Genomic DNA, 16254 nt, shown 5'->3' on the forward strand with positions numbered 1-16254 from the left:
TTTAGGTTGCTGACGCAGGTTTCGCAAGCAGTAATTTACCCACCATCGCAGAGGCAATCAAGGTCACCAGACAAATCAACAATGCCAGCGGACCTTGTTCTGACCAGATACTCAAGGTATTGGGTTGTTCTGTCACACGCTCAACTACCCAGGCTCCGGCGAAGATAAAAGCGATTGCCGCGCCGATATTTTTGAGCCAGTGATAACCACTGTAGCGCGCCCAAAAGAGTAAACAAGGCATCACCAATAATACAATCACCACCTGCGCTGTTTCTATTCCAACATTAAAGGCTAATACCGCCCACAATTGCGATGACAGCGACATACTCGACACTGAAATAGCACTGGAAAACGCCATGCCGTGAACCAAGCCAAACAACAGGGCAATCCAAGCGGTATGATTGCCAAACAGAGGTTTGATTGCCTGTGCAGCAGCAAGCATAACCGATGCGGCAACGACAATTTCAACAGGTCGGTTGGGCAACATAAATACCCCAGTCGCCATGAGTAGCAAGGTAAATGAATGCCCGACAGTAAAAGCGGTCACTACTTTTATCACTGTTTTTAGCTGCCCGCGATGAGCGCTGTCATAGTGCCAGCGTTTTTTAGCGGCGATGAGGGGCGCGGGTAATAACAAGCAAATGAGAAACAGCAGATGGTCAGTGCCATCCAAAATGTGGGCAATACCATGGTGAAAGATACGCCCTAAGCCTGTTGTGAGAGAGGCATTGTCGCGATCAAAAGTGATATTGTTATGGCGAAAACGCATTACATCAACAAGTACAGGTTCTACTTCGATCATGCCTTGCTCAAAATCACTGGCAAGGTAAATGAGTGCGCGGTGGTTTTTGACCACATGCTGCACGGCGTCGTAGCGCAAGGTGATGTGACTAGCAGGTAAGGGCGACGACGACAATAACGCGAGATGCCCGTCGATGTAAGTTTCTCCACTTAAATCGATTAGCTGATATTCGGCGTGCTGTAAGCTCACATCAATTGGGTTTTCAGGCTCAAAGACGGTATGCGCTAGCACATAGGTAGAGAGCGCTTGTTTTTGCTGGCTGCTCAACGACCCATCTATAGTATTGGGTAGATCCGCGTCGTCGCGCGCCATATTGAGTTGTTCAACCGGTATTTGCACATGCAAGTTGATGGTTTGTCCATCTACGTGCACGTATACAGCACTGGTGCTGGCGGGGTGAGCAAAAGCCCCCCATGATAAAAATAAAAACAGGGCGAAAAGCCCTGTTTTTATCGTGTTTAGTTTAAACCGCATTACAACGAAGCTCCGTAATCCCACTCTTTGTCTCGATAGACCGTATGATAATGGGTTTCGTTGCGAATAATAACCCCTGATTGACAAGCGACCTCAATCCAGAGACGAGGGCCATCAATACGCATGTAAGTGCCTGATGTATCTACGTCGACGCCAACTGACTGACTGCCAGCCCAAGCGATATAAGTATCGGCAAGGGCTTCATCTGAGGTGTAGTCTTCCATCAGTGGATCGGAAATTGAACTGGCATAATCATCGACCCACTGACTAATCGCCTCAATCACGAGGGCTTGTTGAGTATCGCTCAACGAAGACACGAGAATACCGCCGCGCTCACTTTCACTTGGGTAGTCTGTGGCATATGTACCGCTGCTATTGTCTGGGCCTACTAACACATCAGAGTATTGTTCACCGCTCAAATAAGCATTGCTCAACTCGGTGCTGCTCAGGGCATCAAACATGGCAACCATGGCGTCACCTTCATCTTTAATGGGCGTGTAGGTGGCTGAGTTGTATTCAAAACTGGTTTTGGGTTCAGCACCAATTAAGTGAGGCACAGGATAACCTTCACCGCCGACAAACACGATATTGTAAGCAAGGTGGTGGCCGCCAATCTGCACCATCCAGTCATCAGTGGTTGAGGGTTCACCAATAAAAGCAATGTAATAGAGCCCTGAACCATAACCATTTCCGCCGCCGATACTATTGAGGTAATCGTCAGCAGCTAAAACGCCTTCAAAGTCTTCGTATCCAGCATCATTGAGCAACAGTTTGGCTAGGGCCATGGCGGCTTCTGTTTGCGTGTCAGATAAGTCTTCTAGCGCTACGCCGTTTCTTTGAACACTGTTTACGGGAAGGTTAGACCAAGTTGTCTTGGCTGAGTTATCTGAGTAGCTATACATTAAATCATTGTACAGTGAAGAACTGAGAGTGTCGGCGAAGGCATTAGCCGCACACACGATGTTGGCAAGATCTGTTGTTTCTTCACAGGCTGACGCAGTGTCATCTGTGCTGCCCTCATCTGACGAATCATCAGAGCTGTCATCAGAAGAGTCACCACTGTCGTCGGAAGAATCATCACTGCCAGAATCTGTGCCTGTATCGGTACTTGTATCTACTGCTGTAGAGGTAGAGTCTGATTCACTGCTGCCGCAACCGGCAAGTGTCATGCTGCTTAATAGCAACATGGCAATAAACAAACGGGGTAGTAAGATTGACTGCTTCACATTATGCTCCGTACACATATTTACGTCGAGGTGTTGACGTTTTCGACAGATTTTAATGCGATTAATTCTCATCAAGTACGGTATTTACACGAACTTTGTGAACGGTGTATTTTCTATACAATTATGGCGATAAAGCTCGGCTCACCTTACTTGATGCTGGGCGATGAATTATTTGACTGATGAGGGCGCTCGCGTCGAGTAACTTTGCCATGTTAACGCCCGTTTCGATCCCCATGCCTGCAAGCATATACAAGACATCTTCAGTGGCCACATTACCACTGGCTCCTTTTGCATAGGGGCAGCCGCCTAAACCCGCCACCGCACTATCAATGGTACTAACGCCCATTTGCAAAGCCATAAGAATATTAACTAGCGCTTGGCCATAGGTGTCGTGAAAATGCACGGCAATGTGTTCTAGAGGTATCTTCTCCAGTACTGCGTTGAGCATACGTTGGGTTGCGACTGGCGTACCTGTGCCTATGGTGTCGCCCAAGGATATTTCGTAGCAGCCCATTTCATACAAAGTCTGGCTCACGTTTGCCACCGCCGCAGGGGCAATACTGCCTTCGTAAGGGCACCCCAATACACAAGAGACGTACCCTCTAACACGAAGGCCCGCGGCTTTTGCTCGTTCCATCACGGGGGCAAATCTATCGAGGCTTTCTTTGATTGAGCAGTTGATATTGCGTTGTGAAAAGCTCTCAGAGGCTGCACCAAACACAGCCACTTCGTCAGCGCCTGCTGAAATTGCGGTTTCGAGCCCTTGTAGATTTGGAGTGAGGGCAGAATAAATTACCCCCTCTGCACGGTTTAGTGCTGTAAATACTTCAGCGCTGTCGGCCATCTGCGGCACCCATTTGGGTGACACAAAACTGCCGGCTTCAATCCGTTTCAGGCCGGCATGACCTAGTGCGTGTATTAATGCAAGTTTTTGTTCGGTGGAGACGGGGGCCGACTCGTTCTGCAAACCATCACGAGGCCCCACTTCTACAATCGATACTGCTTTAGGTAAGTTATGCATCATCAGCCTCAAACGCCAACAGAGGGGCACCGCCATCGACGAGTTCACCTTCTTTGCAATAGAAGCATTCCACAGCACCGGCTTTAGGTGCGCGGATGGTGTGCTCCATTTTCATCGCTTCCATGATCATTAATGGCGTATTCGCAGCGACATTTTCGCCGGGTTTAACCAATAACTTCACCACAGTACCGTTCATTGGCGCATTGAATTGCTGATCATGATTATTGTGATCGTCGGCGCCTAAATCGGGTGAGTGTAATGTTATGACCACGCTACCCCAATGAGTAAACAAGGTCAGCGCCGCGTCATCCAAACACCATGAAACTGACTGGCGATGGCCATTGAGTGTCACAACGCAATTGCCCTGAGCTTCGCTCAACAAGGTAACATCCCAATGCTTTTCACCTTGGTGCACGGTAAACAGGTTGTTTGATTGCACCAAAGTGAAATGACGCAACGCCTCATCGCACATCACGTCTACAGAATGTGAGACTGGGTGATTCATGCGCCAACCCATTGGGTTAGCCCAAAGTGTGTGAGCATCGTTGTTTGAAGGTTGTTTTGATAATGTGTTGTGCTGCGCCAGTTGTTTACGCGCTAAAAAAGCAGCAATAGCGACCAAGCCCAGAGAAACACCAGTGTTATCGCCATGTTCTGCAATTAACGAGCGGTTTTGAGTGAGTTCATCGATGTGTTTGTCGATAAATGTTGTTGTGAGATTAGCCGCTGCAAAATCGGGCGTAGATGCCAGTGTTGCCAAAAACGCCGTATTGGTTGTCACACCCGCAATGCGATAATCGCGCAAAGCTTGTTGCAGGCGGGCCAGTGCTTGTTCGCGATCTTCTCCCCATACAATTAATTTGGCGATCATTGGGTCGTAATACACGGATACTTCGTCACCTTGTTGCACACCGGTATCGGTACGCAACCATGATTGCGGTGCAGGTGGTGTTAAGTAGGTGAGTGTGCCGGTTTGTGGCAAGAAATTATGATAGGGGTCTTCTGCATATATTCGAGCTTCAAACGCGTGACCATGGAGGCGAAGTTCACTTTGTTGCTTGGGTAGCACCTGGCCGTCTGCTACTGCCAATTGCCACGCCACTAGGTCTTCGCCCGTGATCATCTCCGTTACGGGGTGTTCAACTTGCAAACGCGTGTTCATTTCCATGAAATAGAAGCTATTGTCATAGTCGAGCAAAAACTCTACCGTACCTGCACCTTCATAGCCAATGGCTTGCGCAGCTTTTAACGCGGCTTCGCCCATAGCTTGGCGGATGTCTTCTGGCAATCCGGGGGCTGGTGCTTCTTCAATCACTTTTTGATGGCGTCGTTGTAACGAGCAATCGCGCTCGAATAAATACACGCCGTTACCATGGCTATCGCAAAATACTTGAATTTCAACATGGCGAGGTTGGGTAAGGTATTTTTCTACCAACATGATGTCGTCGCCAAAACTCGACATCGCTTCGCGTTTGGCCGCGTCAAAGGCCTCATGGAAAACCTCTTCGCTTTCAACAACGCGCATGCCCTTACCACCGCCACCGGCAGCAGCTTTCAGTAACACCGGGTAGCCCATGGCGTCGGCGTGATATTTAAGGGTTTCTGCTGACTGGTCATCACCATGATAGCCAGGTACCAATGGTACGCCAGCTTGTTCCATAATGGTTTTCGCCGCAGATTTTGACCCCATGGCTTCTATCGCCGAGGAAGGAGGGCCGACAAATATAATCCCAGCTTGCTGGCATTGTTCAGCAAAATTCGCGTTTTCCGACAAAAAGCCATAACCCGGGTGGATCGCGTCGATGTTGAGCGCTGTCGCCTGCTCGATAATGGCGTCAGCACGCAAATAGCTGTCTTTGGCGGCGGGGCCTCCTAAATAAACCGCTTCGTCGGCAAGTTGTACATGCAGGGCGTGTTTGTCTGCGTCTGAAAATACCGCGACGGTACGAATACCCAATGACTTTGCTGTGCGGATAACCCGACAGGCTATTTCTCCGCGGTTGGCGATTAATAAAGACTGAATACTCATGCTTCACCTCGCCACGCGGCTTTGCGTTTTTCTAAAAATGCGGACAAGCCTTCTTGGCCTTCCTCCGACACGCGAATACTGGCGATAGCTTGACTGGTATCTTTGAGCAAAAGCGCGTCAATGTCTTCACCTGTAACTCTATGTACCAAGGCTTTTGCCTGTTTTACCGCTTCAGGACCATTGCCAAGGATTTGCTCGATAAGGGTACTGATACACTCGTCTATTTCACTCTCACCTTGGGTTTCACTTAATAATCCTAAGCGGCGGGCACGGCGTGCCGACATCACTTCTGCGGTCATGAAATAACGTTTTGCTACTCTCGGACCAAGAGCTTCAATAACGTATGGGCTAATAGTCGCTGGGATTAAACCCAATTTAACCTCGCTTAAGCAATACTTGCTGAGCTTGCAACCAATGGCAATGTCGCAACACGCTATCAGGCCGACAGCGCCGCCATACGCGGCACCTTGTACCCGAGCAATGGTCGGTTGAGGCAGCGAATAAAGGCTGTTGAGCATATTGGCAAGCTGCATCGCATCTTGCTCGTTTTGATCTTGAGAATAGTTGGCCATTCGTTGCATGTAAGCCAGATCAGCACCAGCACTAAAGTTTTTGCCTGACGCTGCGAGTATCACAACTCTCACTTGTTTGTTCGACGCTAGGGTCAAAAAATGGTGGTGGAGTGCAGCAATGGTTTCGTCGTCAAAGGCATTGTGTTTTTCAGGGCGATTAAGGGTAACAGTGGCTACGCCTCTGTGATCGATATCGAGTAACACGGATGATGTCATGATTGTGTCCTCTTATAATTACATTCTGAAAACACCGAATTCGGTGTCTTCGATGGGGCTGTTAAGTGACGCCGAAATGGCTAAAGCGAGTACGGTACGTGTATCGGCGGGGTCAATGACGCCGTCGTCCCACAGTCGGGCAGACGCGTAATAGGGGTGGCCTTGTTCCTCGTAGCTATCGAGAATAGGCTGTTTAAATGCCGCTTGCTCTTCATCACTCCAGCTTTCGCCCGCACGTTGTTTTTGGTCAGCTTTCACTTGGGCCAATACACCCGCAGCTTGTTCGCCACCCATTACAGAAATACGTGCATTGGGCCACATAAACATAAAGCGTGGGTCGTAGGCGCGCCCGCACATACCGTAATTTCCTGCGCCAAAGCTGCCGCCAATCAATACGGTAAATTTTGGCACGTTAGCACAGGCAACGGCGGTGACCATTTTAGCCCCGTGTTTCGCGATACCGCCTGTTTCGTACTGTTTACCCACCATAAAACCTGTGATGTTTTGTAAAAACACTAGCGGGATTTTGCGCTTAGCGCATAACTCGACAAAATGGGCGCCTTTTAGCGCAGATTCGCCGAATAAAATGCCATTGTTAGCGACAATACCAACAGGGTAGCCGTGAATATGCGCAAATCCACACACTAAGGTTGTGCCATACAGCGCTTTAAATTCATCAAATTCTGAGCCATCAACCACACGGGCAATAATATCGCGCACGTCGTAGGGTTGCTTGGTGTCTTTCGGTACTATCCCGTAGATTTCTTCAGCAGGATAGAGTGGTGCTTTGGGTGCAAGGATGTTGAGGTTAGCAGGCTTGTGATGGTTAAGCCTTGCTACTGCGTTTCGGGCTAAGGTTAGGGCGTGGTGGTCGTTGTTGGCTAGGTGATCAACCACACCGGACGTGCGCGCGTGTACGTCAGCGCCACCGAGTTCTTCTGCGGTCACGACTTCACCTGTTGCAGCTTTGACTAGCGGGGGGCCAGCGAGAAATATGGTGCCTTGATTGCGCACAATAATGCTTTCATCAGCCATGGCGGGAACGTAAGCACCGCCTGCGGTACATGAACCCATAACGACGGCTATTTGCGGGATATTTTTCGCTGACATACGAGCCTGATTGAAAAATATACGGCCAAAATGTTCGCGGTCTGGGAATACATCGTCCTGGCGGGGGAGGTTAGCGCCACCCGAATCCACAAGGTAAATGCATGGTAGGTGGTTTTGTTCGGCTATCGTTTGCGCGCGTAAGTGCTTTTTTACCGTTAATGGGTAATAAGTGCCGCCTTTCACGGTGGCATCATTGGCAACGATCATGCATTCCACGCCGCTAACGCGCCCGATACCGGCAACCACGCCTGCACAGGGAACGTAGTCGTCGTACACTTCCCACGCGGCCAATTGGCCAATTTCTAAAAATGGCGAGCCTTCATCTAAAAGGGCGTGAATGCGATCACGGACTAATAACTTTCCGCGTTCGGTGTGACGTTGCGCAGCTTTTTCTCCGCCACCTTGCATGATAGTGGCAACTTTTTGGTGTAAGTCGTCAACCTGCGCTTGTAAATGCAAAGCATTGTCGATAAACGCTGATGACTTGGTATTTATTGTATTCGGTAGCACTGGCATAGCGCTGGCTCCTTGATGTTCTGTCTCTGGGTACTCGTTGTTTATTGTTCTTATTTTTACGCCCTATGAATTATAGGGTTTCTTTAAACAACTCACGGCCAATTAACATACGGCGGATTTCTGATGTTCCCGCGCCAATTTCATACAGCTTGGCGTCGCGCAATAAGCGGCCGGTTGGGAATTCGTTAATGTAGCCATTGCCACCGAGTAATTGGATTGCATCCAATGCCATTTTTGTCGCTAGTTCAGCGGAATAAAGAATGGCTCCGGCGGCGTCTTTACGGGTGGTTTCGCCCCGGTCGCAGGCTTTTGCTACTGTGTAAACGTAGGCGCGAGCGGCATTCATTTGCGTGTACATGTCGGCAACTTTGCCTTGTACCAATTGGAATTCGCCAATCGATTGGCCGAATTGCTTACGGTCGTGAATATAGGGCACAACAATATCCATACAGGCTTGCATGATGCCTAGTGGGCCGCCTGACAATACCAAACGCTCAAAATCAAGACCGCTCATGAGGACTTTCACGCCCCCGCCAATCTCACCCAGTACGTTATCTACAGGCACTTCGCAGTCTTCAAATACCAGTTCACAGGTATTGGACGAACGCATGCCTAATTTATCGAGTTTTTGCGCGCGACTGAAACCGGGGAAGTCACGTTCAACAATAAAGGCGGTAATGCCTTTGGCGCCAGCGGCCATATCGGTTTTGGCATAAATCACATAGGTATTGGCGTCGGGCCCATTTGTGATCCACATTTTGTTGCCATTGAGAATAAACACATCGCCTTTGCGCTCGGCACGGAGTTTCATACTTACCACGTCAGAGCCGGCATTTGGCTCACTCATTGCCAATGCACCAATATGTTCTCCCGAAACCAGTTTGGGCAAATATTTTTCTTTCTGTGCGTCGTTGCCGTTTTTGAATATTTGGTTAACGCAGAGATTAGAATGGGCACCATAGCTCAGTGCAATACCCGCCGATGCACGGCTAATTTCTTCCATCGCGACAGTGTGGGCAAGGTAGCCCATATCTACGCCGCCATAGTGCTCAGAAACGGTTATGCCTAAAAGTCCCATTTCTCCAAATTTGTGCCATAATTCATTGGGAAAGCTGTTTTCTTGGTCAGCTTTTTCTGCCAGAGGGGCAATTTCTTGGCGAGCAAACAACGCGATCTGTTCGCGTAGCATGTCGATATCTTCGCCAAGGTCAAAGTTAAGTGTAGGGTAGTAGGTGCTCATAAGCGGTTACCTTGTTGTAATTCGATCAGCTCTTCACGGCAACGTTGCTCCAATTCGTCAAGCTCAGACATCAGCATTTGAATGTCTTCGAGTTGTTGGCGCAGCACCGCGCGTTTTTGCTCGGTGAGGTGAAGCATCGTTTCTAATTGCAAGCTAGAATTCGGATTGGTGTCGTACAGCTCAAACAAGTTTTTCACTTCAGCCAGTGAGAAGCCCAACCTCTTACCACGCATAATAAGCTTTAACCGCACTCTGTCTTTGTTACAGTAAATTCTATTGAGTCCGGTGCGTTTAGGGCTTAACAACTCTTGTTCTTCATAAAAGCGTATTGAACGAGGGGTAATATCAAATTCCTTCGCCAGCTCGCCGATGGTGTAAGTGGGTTCTTGTTGGTCCTTGGCCATACTGGATACCTTGAAGTCTATACCTGTAGTTACTCGGTTAATGGGAAACAGTCTCGGTTCGCTGAGACATGTTTACGTTAACGTAAGTTTGGGTTAACGTTAAGGTAAAGTAACAATTTGGTAACGTCAATGTGAGGTGTTGTTTACATACGCGTGCCAGTTGTTGAAAGTGTGTAGTTTTCTATACACGGCTTAGCAATTACAGCAGTAGATTATTGGACAGAACCACTGATTAGAGGCAAGCAAATATGAGTAATGAATCTGTAGTGATCGTCGCCGCGAAGCGCACACCCATGGGCGGTTTTATGGGGAGCCTGTCTGCACTTCCCGCGACCGAATTGGGTGCCGCAGCCATTAAAGCAGTGAGTGGTGGCATGGATGTCAATGAAATTGATGAAGTGATTATGGGGTGTGTGTTACCGGCGGGCTTAGGCCAGTCTCCTGCGCGTCAAGCTGCAATAAAAGCAGAAATGCCCTTGTCGGCGGGTGTGGTTACGATTAACAAAGTTTGTGGTTCAGGGCTAAAGGCGGTGATGCAAGCGCATGACGCCATCAAAGCGGGGTCGGCCAATGTGATCGTTGCTGGTGGTATGGAGAGTATGAGTAATGCGCCATACTTGCTGCCAAAAGCGCGAGGCGGCTACCGGATGGGCCACGGTAAAGTCATTGATCATATGATGATGGATGGGTTGGAAAATGCCTACGATGGCCAAGCCATGGGTTGCTTTGCACAAGCTACAGCTGATGCTGAAGGGCTAACGCGAGAGATGATGGACGAATTTGCATTATCGTCTCTTTCAAAAGCAAATGAAGCAATTAATACCGGTTCATTTAAAGACGAAACATTTGACGTCACTATAGCGACACGCAAAGGCGATGTGGTTGTTGATACCGACGAAGGGCCGGGTAGCGCGCGACCCGAAAAGATCCCCTCGCTTCGTCCTGCATTCAAGAAAGACGGCACGGTTACCGCTGCCAATTCAAGTTCTATTTCTGATGGCGCTGCCGCGCTATTGGTGATGAGTGAAAGCAAAGCCGCAGAATTAGGTTTAACGCCTCTAGCGAAAGTTGTTGCGCACGCGACTAACTCAATTGCACCAGAAGATTTTACTGTGGCACCTGTTGGCGCTATGGAGAAGGTATTAGCGAAAGCCGGTTGGACCAAAGACGATGTGGACCTTTGGGAAATAAACGAAGCGTTTGCCATGGTCACTATGCTCGCGATAAACAAATTAGGTTTAGATTCATCGAAGGTGAACATTAAGGGCGGCGCTTGTGCATTGGGCCACCCTATTGGTGCTAGCGGAGCGCGGATTTTAGTGACGCTAATCCATGCTCTGAAACAAAAAGGGGTATCTAAAGGGGTTGCCTCTCTTTGTATCGGTGGGGGAGAAGGTGTAGCGCTTGCCGTAGAGGCCCTTTAACGCTGAGCTAAATAAACAGTGAAATAGCAATGACAGCGAATTGAATATTTCGGTTCGCTGTCTGTTATCTCACTGTTTTATATCTAAAATACCACTGATCAAAAATCCAGCAATACATATTTAGTTACAATTAGAGCAAAAATTCGTATAGCGGATTTCGTCTTTTGTGAAAAACCTTCTGTTTTCGCGGTTTTTGATCCCATGAACCTTGTATTTGTATGATAAGTTGTTTACGCAATCTTTACGTGTTTTCTAGTATTTGAGCGGATGGTTGTCTTTGTGCGTGTTCGCTTTTTTATTTTTTGTTTGACCAAATACTTTGTTTGGGTAGATTGTTGATCAGGCATCAATTTTTTTCGTTAAGCGGTAAAACAGCGCCAAAATTGCGTTTTGAGGTTGCTAACGCAGTGAGCATTGTAGATACTGCGCGGAGAATAATGAGAAAAAATACGTGAAATCTGTTGTGCTGAGAACACTTTATCGCCAGTTAGTTAACACTGCTTGCATTTTTTTGCTTGCGGTGACTACGAATGCGTATGCAGCTAAAACAGACACGGTGACGTTTTGTTCACACCCCAACTGGATGCCTTATGAAGCCGTGAGAGATGGCCAACACATTGGACTGGTTGCTGATTATCTCGATATTATTGGCCGACTGGCCAATGTAAAATTCAAAATTGTACCAACAAGTTCGTGGCAACAATCGCTCGAATATGTGCAAACGGGCAAATGCCTTGTACTTTCAATGATACAAGCCACGCCAAATCGAAAGCGTTATTTAACGTTCACAACGCCTTATTTTGCCTCTCCCCATGTTTTGCTGAGTAAACGCAATAGTGTAAATCTTCAAGGTTACGCAGGCATTACTCACGAAATTGTTGGTGTGGTGAAAGACTATCGCCAAGCAGAATACATTGCACGCTACTATCCCAACATCAAAGTTGAATACGTTAATAGTGAAGGGGAAGGGTTGCAGCTTTTAGCTAAAGGCAAAATCGATGTATTGGTGGCGTCAGTATTAAGTGTGAATGCGCTGATTAATAAAATGCAGTTGTCAGACATAGTGATCACAGGGTTTGCTGAACCCAATGAGATGTTTAGCATAGGGGTGAATAAGGCCCATGCCGAGGTGGTTGATAGACTGAATGTATCCATCGGTCGGATCCCAGAATCAGAGAAATTTGAAATTTTTCAGCGTTGGAATCAGTTCAAATCTCACAGCTATACCGATTACCGCTTGTTGGTGTTAATGCTCGCGGGGCTAATTATGATTTTGACCATGCTGATGTGGCGAAAGCGCGTAAGCCGACAATACCACACCGAAATTAAACACCGACAAGAAGAGCTTGAAACACTGCAGTCGGCGTTGTTAGAGAAAAACCGTACCTTAGAGTTTTTGTCTTCTCACGACTCTTTAACTGGCTTGTATAATCGCAATTACATGCTGCATAAAATTGAAGATGAAGTATCGCGTTTTCAACGTTTTCATACACCAGCCACTATGATGTTAATTGATTTGGCGTGCCACTGCGGCCCAGTGATGGCTGAGCGCAAAGAACTCGAATATGTTGATGAAGACATACTGAAAAAAGTCGCAGACACGTGTTTGGGCTGTATTCGAGAAGTGGATGTTGCCGCGCGATGGGCAACCGACCAATTTTTAATTTTATGCCCACAAACACCTATTTCTGCGGCGAGAGTGCTAGCTGACAGACTAAAATTTAGTGTTGAGAATAACCAAGACGCACAGGTTAGCAAGCTTCAAATATGCATTGGCATCGCGTCGCTTCAAGAGCATGAAACCTATACAGAGTGGTACGACAGAGTGTCTCAGGCATTGGGCAATGCAAAACGCTCTAGTTGCAGTGCCGTAATGGTAGCCGAACACTAAGTCACCGAGCATTAAATTGCACGCTGTAAAACTTGATGAGCGTGAGTATAAATAGCGTGTGATCGCCACGCTATTTAGAGGGCTGTTAGTGCTTTGTATTGTACTTTTTATTCAAAGGGCGGCGAGTACTAAGACATCGCTTGCATGATTGGGTCGAGCAGCCACTGGTGGCCTTCGTATTTTACCATCGAACGGTCATACTCTCGTTCAGAGCGCCAATGGCGATTGTTTAACTTGACCGATACCCCGGAATACAAACGCTTGTTGGCGATCAACTTCACGTCTCTTTGATACTGTTCTTTCGCTAACTTCATTTCCTGCGTTTTCGCTTCAATCCATTCCAGCAACGCGGTCTCGCTCTTCAACATTTCCACCGCAGAATCAAACTTGTCGCGAATGTCACTAGGAATAAATTTATCTTTTAGCAGTGCGATTTTCTCTTTGTGACGAGAGTTGTTTATTCTTAAGTTTTGTAACAGTTCATCGAGGGTGTCTTTTCGCGCTTGGAGCTGGTTAAAACCCGGGCTAAAGTCGATGCGTAAAGTACTGCCAGAAACCGCCCCCAATGTACCAGCAACCACTTTTTCTTGGCTGACAATTTCACAGGCAAACAAATTACCCAGTGGGTTGTCTATTTGCCCCACAATGACACCACCGCCACAATTCACTTTGCTGTAGGCCAACTGACGCGTAACGGTTACATTGCCTGCACATTTAATATCAATGCCTTGACCATGCTGTAAATGCACGCTTCCTGACGCAATTAAATGACAACTAAAATCTTGTTGTTGCTCGTGGGTTTTTCCCATTGCGCCTTCGGTAATAATAATATCGCCGCCAGATTCAATATGAGCAGACTCGACAAAGCCGTTAATGGTGACGTCGCCAGAGGCCACAATACGCATTTTTTCTGTCACATCGCCATTGACGAGTACGGCGCCGTCGTAATTAACGTGACCACTTCCTACATTGACACCATTGCAAATAAAGGTGTCGTCTATGTTCATGGTTAGGTCTTTGTATTTGGGCATTCCGGAAATGGCAGCCAATAGCAGGTTGTTATCTTGCGGGCTAACTTCAGTGCCGTTGCCTTGTTTAAAGTCGGTCCATTCGCCTTCTTTCCCTTCGAGCTTGCTGCCTCTAACATCGAAGCCCGAACGCCCTTTAGTAGGCGGCTCGCGGCGCAATACAGGTGTTTTGGCTTTTACGCAAATCACGTCACCTAAATTGCGCATATCAACGCGGTTATCTTCGGTGGTTTGTGGTTTAAGTATGCGATCAAGTGCGTTGGGGACCAAAGGACGAAAACGCGATGAACGTCCGTCTCTTGGAGGAAGACCTTTGGCAATCACGCCTTCGACGCGAGTACCCGGTTGTGCATGTTCAATTTGCGACAACAAAGCACGTATTTTTTTCATCCCTATACCGCGATGAATGTGGTTGTTATGCGCAATTTTTTTAATGGTATTGGCGGTGGGTAATTTACCACCGAAAGGAGCGGTGAGTATACATACAGCCGACATGCTGTCTTCGGCTATACGAAATTCAACCTCGGCATTACGACGTTCGCCAATGCGCTCCATAATGGTCGAATCATCTTTGGTTTTGTAGTAATGGTTCGCGGTGTCACAAGCACTTTTAATGCTACTTTCCGAGATATAAACTTCGCCATAGCCATCGTTTATGATTTGTTCATAAAGCGATTTAGCATTCAGTTCGTTGTCGAGTTTACCCGGGTTAATGGTTAAGTCGACAAAACTGTGGGTATCATCAAAATTTACTTTTACGCCATTCATTACAACATCCATTAGGCCTGACCAATTGTATTTATCGGCCCATACATTGATTTGCTTAACAATTAATGTAAGGGCTTAAATTCATAAGGTCAAAGGTTTTTAGCATAGTCAAAAAGGGCTTTTAAAATAGCCATTTTATCGGCGTTATTTTCATACTCGTAGGCGAGTTGTTCAAGTTGCAGCCCATATTCACCAAGGCTAATGCTGGTACTAATATCACCGTCTTGTAATTTCGCTTGTCGATGGCGCTGCCAACGTTCACTTTCTTGGGCGGTTAATGTGTGCGGATAGTTTCTCGCCCGATAGCGAAACAGCAGGGTTTTTAGCCGTGCATTTTGTGTTTCGTTGGCAAACACATCTAAGGTTTCAGGCGATGCCAGTTGTACTCGTTCACACCAACGCTTGTCGTCATCGGTGAGAAAGCCACCCGAATACAGTGCTTGGTCTGCGTCTAACTCTTTGTCGTCATGGGGAGTATTGTAAAGCGCTACGACATTTTTCAGCGCGTCTGGCTGGGCCATTAGTTGTCGATAATGGGCCAGGCATTGTTCTCTATCAAGCCCTAAGCGCTGTGCGTTTTCGGCCGTCATGGCTTTCGCTGTTGTAATAAATGGTGACTTGTTGATGTGTATCAGTTTAATACCTGGTCGCGTTTCGCCTTCAGCCAAATCAGCTTGCGCTGTATACAAACGTTCGCGCAGAGCCTCTGGGTCGAGCGTTAATATTGGGGTGGGGTCTTTCGCGAGGTCGATACACACAATGGCATTTGGGTTTGTTGGGTGTTTTGCGACAGGCAAAACCCAGCTTGTACAGCCGTTAATAGCAGGAAACATAGCCGACACATGTAGCATAGGTGTCAGTGTTTGTAAGTTTATTTGGTCCATTACCGCGCGTTTATTACGCAGTGAAAATGCGAAATCATACAAGCGAGGTTGTTTGGTTTTAATGAGCTTTGCAAAGGCGATGGTCGCTCTTACATCAGAAAGCGCATCGTGAGCATGGCCGTGTTCGAGACCGTTGGCGGCAGTTAACTCTTCGAGTTTAAAGCTGGGTGTGCCGTCTTCTTTTTCCGGCCACACAATGCCTTCTGGTCTCAGTGCATAACAGGCGCGGGCAAGATCAATAATATCCCAACGGCTGTTGCCATTGCGCCATTCTCTTGCATAAGGGTCGTAAAAATTGCGATAAAATAAAAACCGGCTCACTTCGTCGTCAAAACGAATGCTGTTATAACCAGCAACGCAAGTATTGGGTTGACTCATCGCGGCATGAATTTTTTGTGCGAATTCGGCTTCAATTAGCCCGTCTCGCAAGCTGTGTTGAGGCGTGAGGCCAGTAACAAGGCAGGCTTGTGGGTGAGGCAAGTAGTCGTTAGGTATCTGACTCATGATATTAATGGGCTTACCCACTTCGTTCAGATCCATATCGGTGCGGATTGCCGCAAACTGACATGGAAAATCTTTTTGCGGATTCACCCCCCATGTCTCGTAATCGTGCCAGAGTATCGTATGCTCAGATGTATCTTTTGCCATG

The 16254-nt window shown here is 47.5% G+C and carries 12 protein-coding genes; 2 read left to right on the forward strand and 10 right to left on the reverse strand.

All coding sequences use genetic code 11. From position 1 onward, the window contains the following. Nucleotide 1 precedes the first annotated feature (1 nt). The 8 genes from ACXAH6_RS02075 to ACXAH6_RS02110 all read right to left on the reverse strand — a co-directional run bounded on the left by ACXAH6_RS02075 (nucleotide 2) and on the right by ACXAH6_RS02110 (nucleotide 9610). On the reverse strand, nucleotides 2–1276 hold the full coding sequence (locus tag ACXAH6_RS02075; RefSeq protein WP_474874963.1) for a HupE/UreJ family protein: 1275 nt from the start codon (nucleotides 1274–1276) through the stop codon (nucleotides 2–4). Then, nucleotides 1276–2502: a DUF3500 domain-containing protein gene (locus tag ACXAH6_RS02080; protein ID WP_474874964.1), complete on the reverse strand. Its 1227-nt coding sequence runs from the start codon at nucleotides 2500–2502 to the stop codon at nucleotides 1276–1278. Before ACXAH6_RS02080 ends, ACXAH6_RS02075 begins: the two co-directional genes overlap by 1 nt. A 121-nt stretch (nucleotides 2503–2623) precedes the next feature. Continuing rightward, entirely contained in the window at nucleotides 2624–3526 is a 903-nt protein-coding gene (locus tag ACXAH6_RS02085) for a hydroxymethylglutaryl-CoA lyase (RefSeq protein WP_474874965.1), read from the reverse strand. Further along, nucleotides 3516–5552 (reverse strand): acetyl/propionyl/methylcrotonyl-CoA carboxylase subunit alpha, encoded by a 2037-nt coding sequence (locus ACXAH6_RS02090; protein WP_474874966.1) that lies wholly within the window; start codon nucleotides 5550–5552, stop codon nucleotides 3516–3518. Before ACXAH6_RS02090 ends, ACXAH6_RS02085 begins: the two co-directional genes overlap by 11 nt. Further along, nucleotides 5549–6340, reverse strand: a complete 792-nt coding sequence (locus ACXAH6_RS02095; RefSeq protein ID WP_474874967.1) for an enoyl-CoA hydratase/isomerase family protein — start codon at nucleotides 6338–6340, stop codon at nucleotides 5549–5551. The genes ACXAH6_RS02090 and ACXAH6_RS02095 overlap by 4 nt, the downstream gene beginning before the upstream one ends. Before the next feature lie 18 nt (nucleotides 6341–6358). Then, nucleotides 6359–7966: a carboxyl transferase domain-containing protein gene (locus tag ACXAH6_RS02100; RefSeq protein WP_474874968.1), complete on the reverse strand. Its 1608-nt coding sequence runs from the start codon at nucleotides 7964–7966 to the stop codon at nucleotides 6359–6361. A 70-nt stretch (nucleotides 7967–8036) separates the two neighbouring features. After that, entirely contained in the window at nucleotides 8037–9206 is a 1170-nt protein-coding gene (locus tag ACXAH6_RS02105) for an isovaleryl-CoA dehydrogenase (protein WP_474874969.1), read from the reverse strand. Further along, on the reverse strand, nucleotides 9203–9610 hold the full coding sequence (locus tag ACXAH6_RS02110) for a MerR family transcriptional regulator (protein WP_474874970.1): 408 nt from the start codon (nucleotides 9608–9610) through the stop codon (nucleotides 9203–9205). Before ACXAH6_RS02110 ends, ACXAH6_RS02105 begins: the two co-directional genes overlap by 4 nt. Nucleotides 9611–9858: 248 nt before the next feature. On the opposite strand from ACXAH6_RS02110, the gene ACXAH6_RS02115 reads away from it, so the two are divergent. Next, entirely contained in the window at nucleotides 9859–11034 is a 1176-nt protein-coding gene (locus ACXAH6_RS02115; RefSeq protein ID WP_474874971.1) for a thiolase family protein, read from the forward strand. 451 nt (nucleotides 11035–11485) lie between these two features. Continuing rightward, a complete protein-coding gene (locus tag ACXAH6_RS02120) occupies nucleotides 11486–12925 on the forward strand; it encodes a transporter substrate-binding domain-containing diguanylate cyclase (RefSeq protein WP_474874972.1) in 1440 nt (479 codons plus the stop codon). Nucleotides 12926–13053: 128 nt separating this feature from the next. Here ACXAH6_RS02120 and ACXAH6_RS02125 read toward each other — a convergent pair whose 3' ends face one another. Further along, entirely contained in the window at nucleotides 13054–14721 is a 1668-nt protein-coding gene (locus tag ACXAH6_RS02125; RefSeq protein WP_474874973.1) for a DUF342 domain-containing protein, read from the reverse strand. An 89-nt stretch (nucleotides 14722–14810) separates the two neighbouring features. After that, nucleotides 14811–16253 carry an exodeoxyribonuclease I gene (sbcB, locus tag ACXAH6_RS02130; RefSeq protein ID WP_474874974.1) on the reverse strand — a complete coding sequence of 481 codons (1443 nt, stop codon included), beginning with the start codon at nucleotides 16251–16253 and terminating at the stop codon, nucleotides 14811–14813. Between the last annotated feature and the right edge of the window lies 1 nt (nucleotide 16254).

Source organism: Alteromonas sp. ABE4_545 (assembly GCF_056161325.1).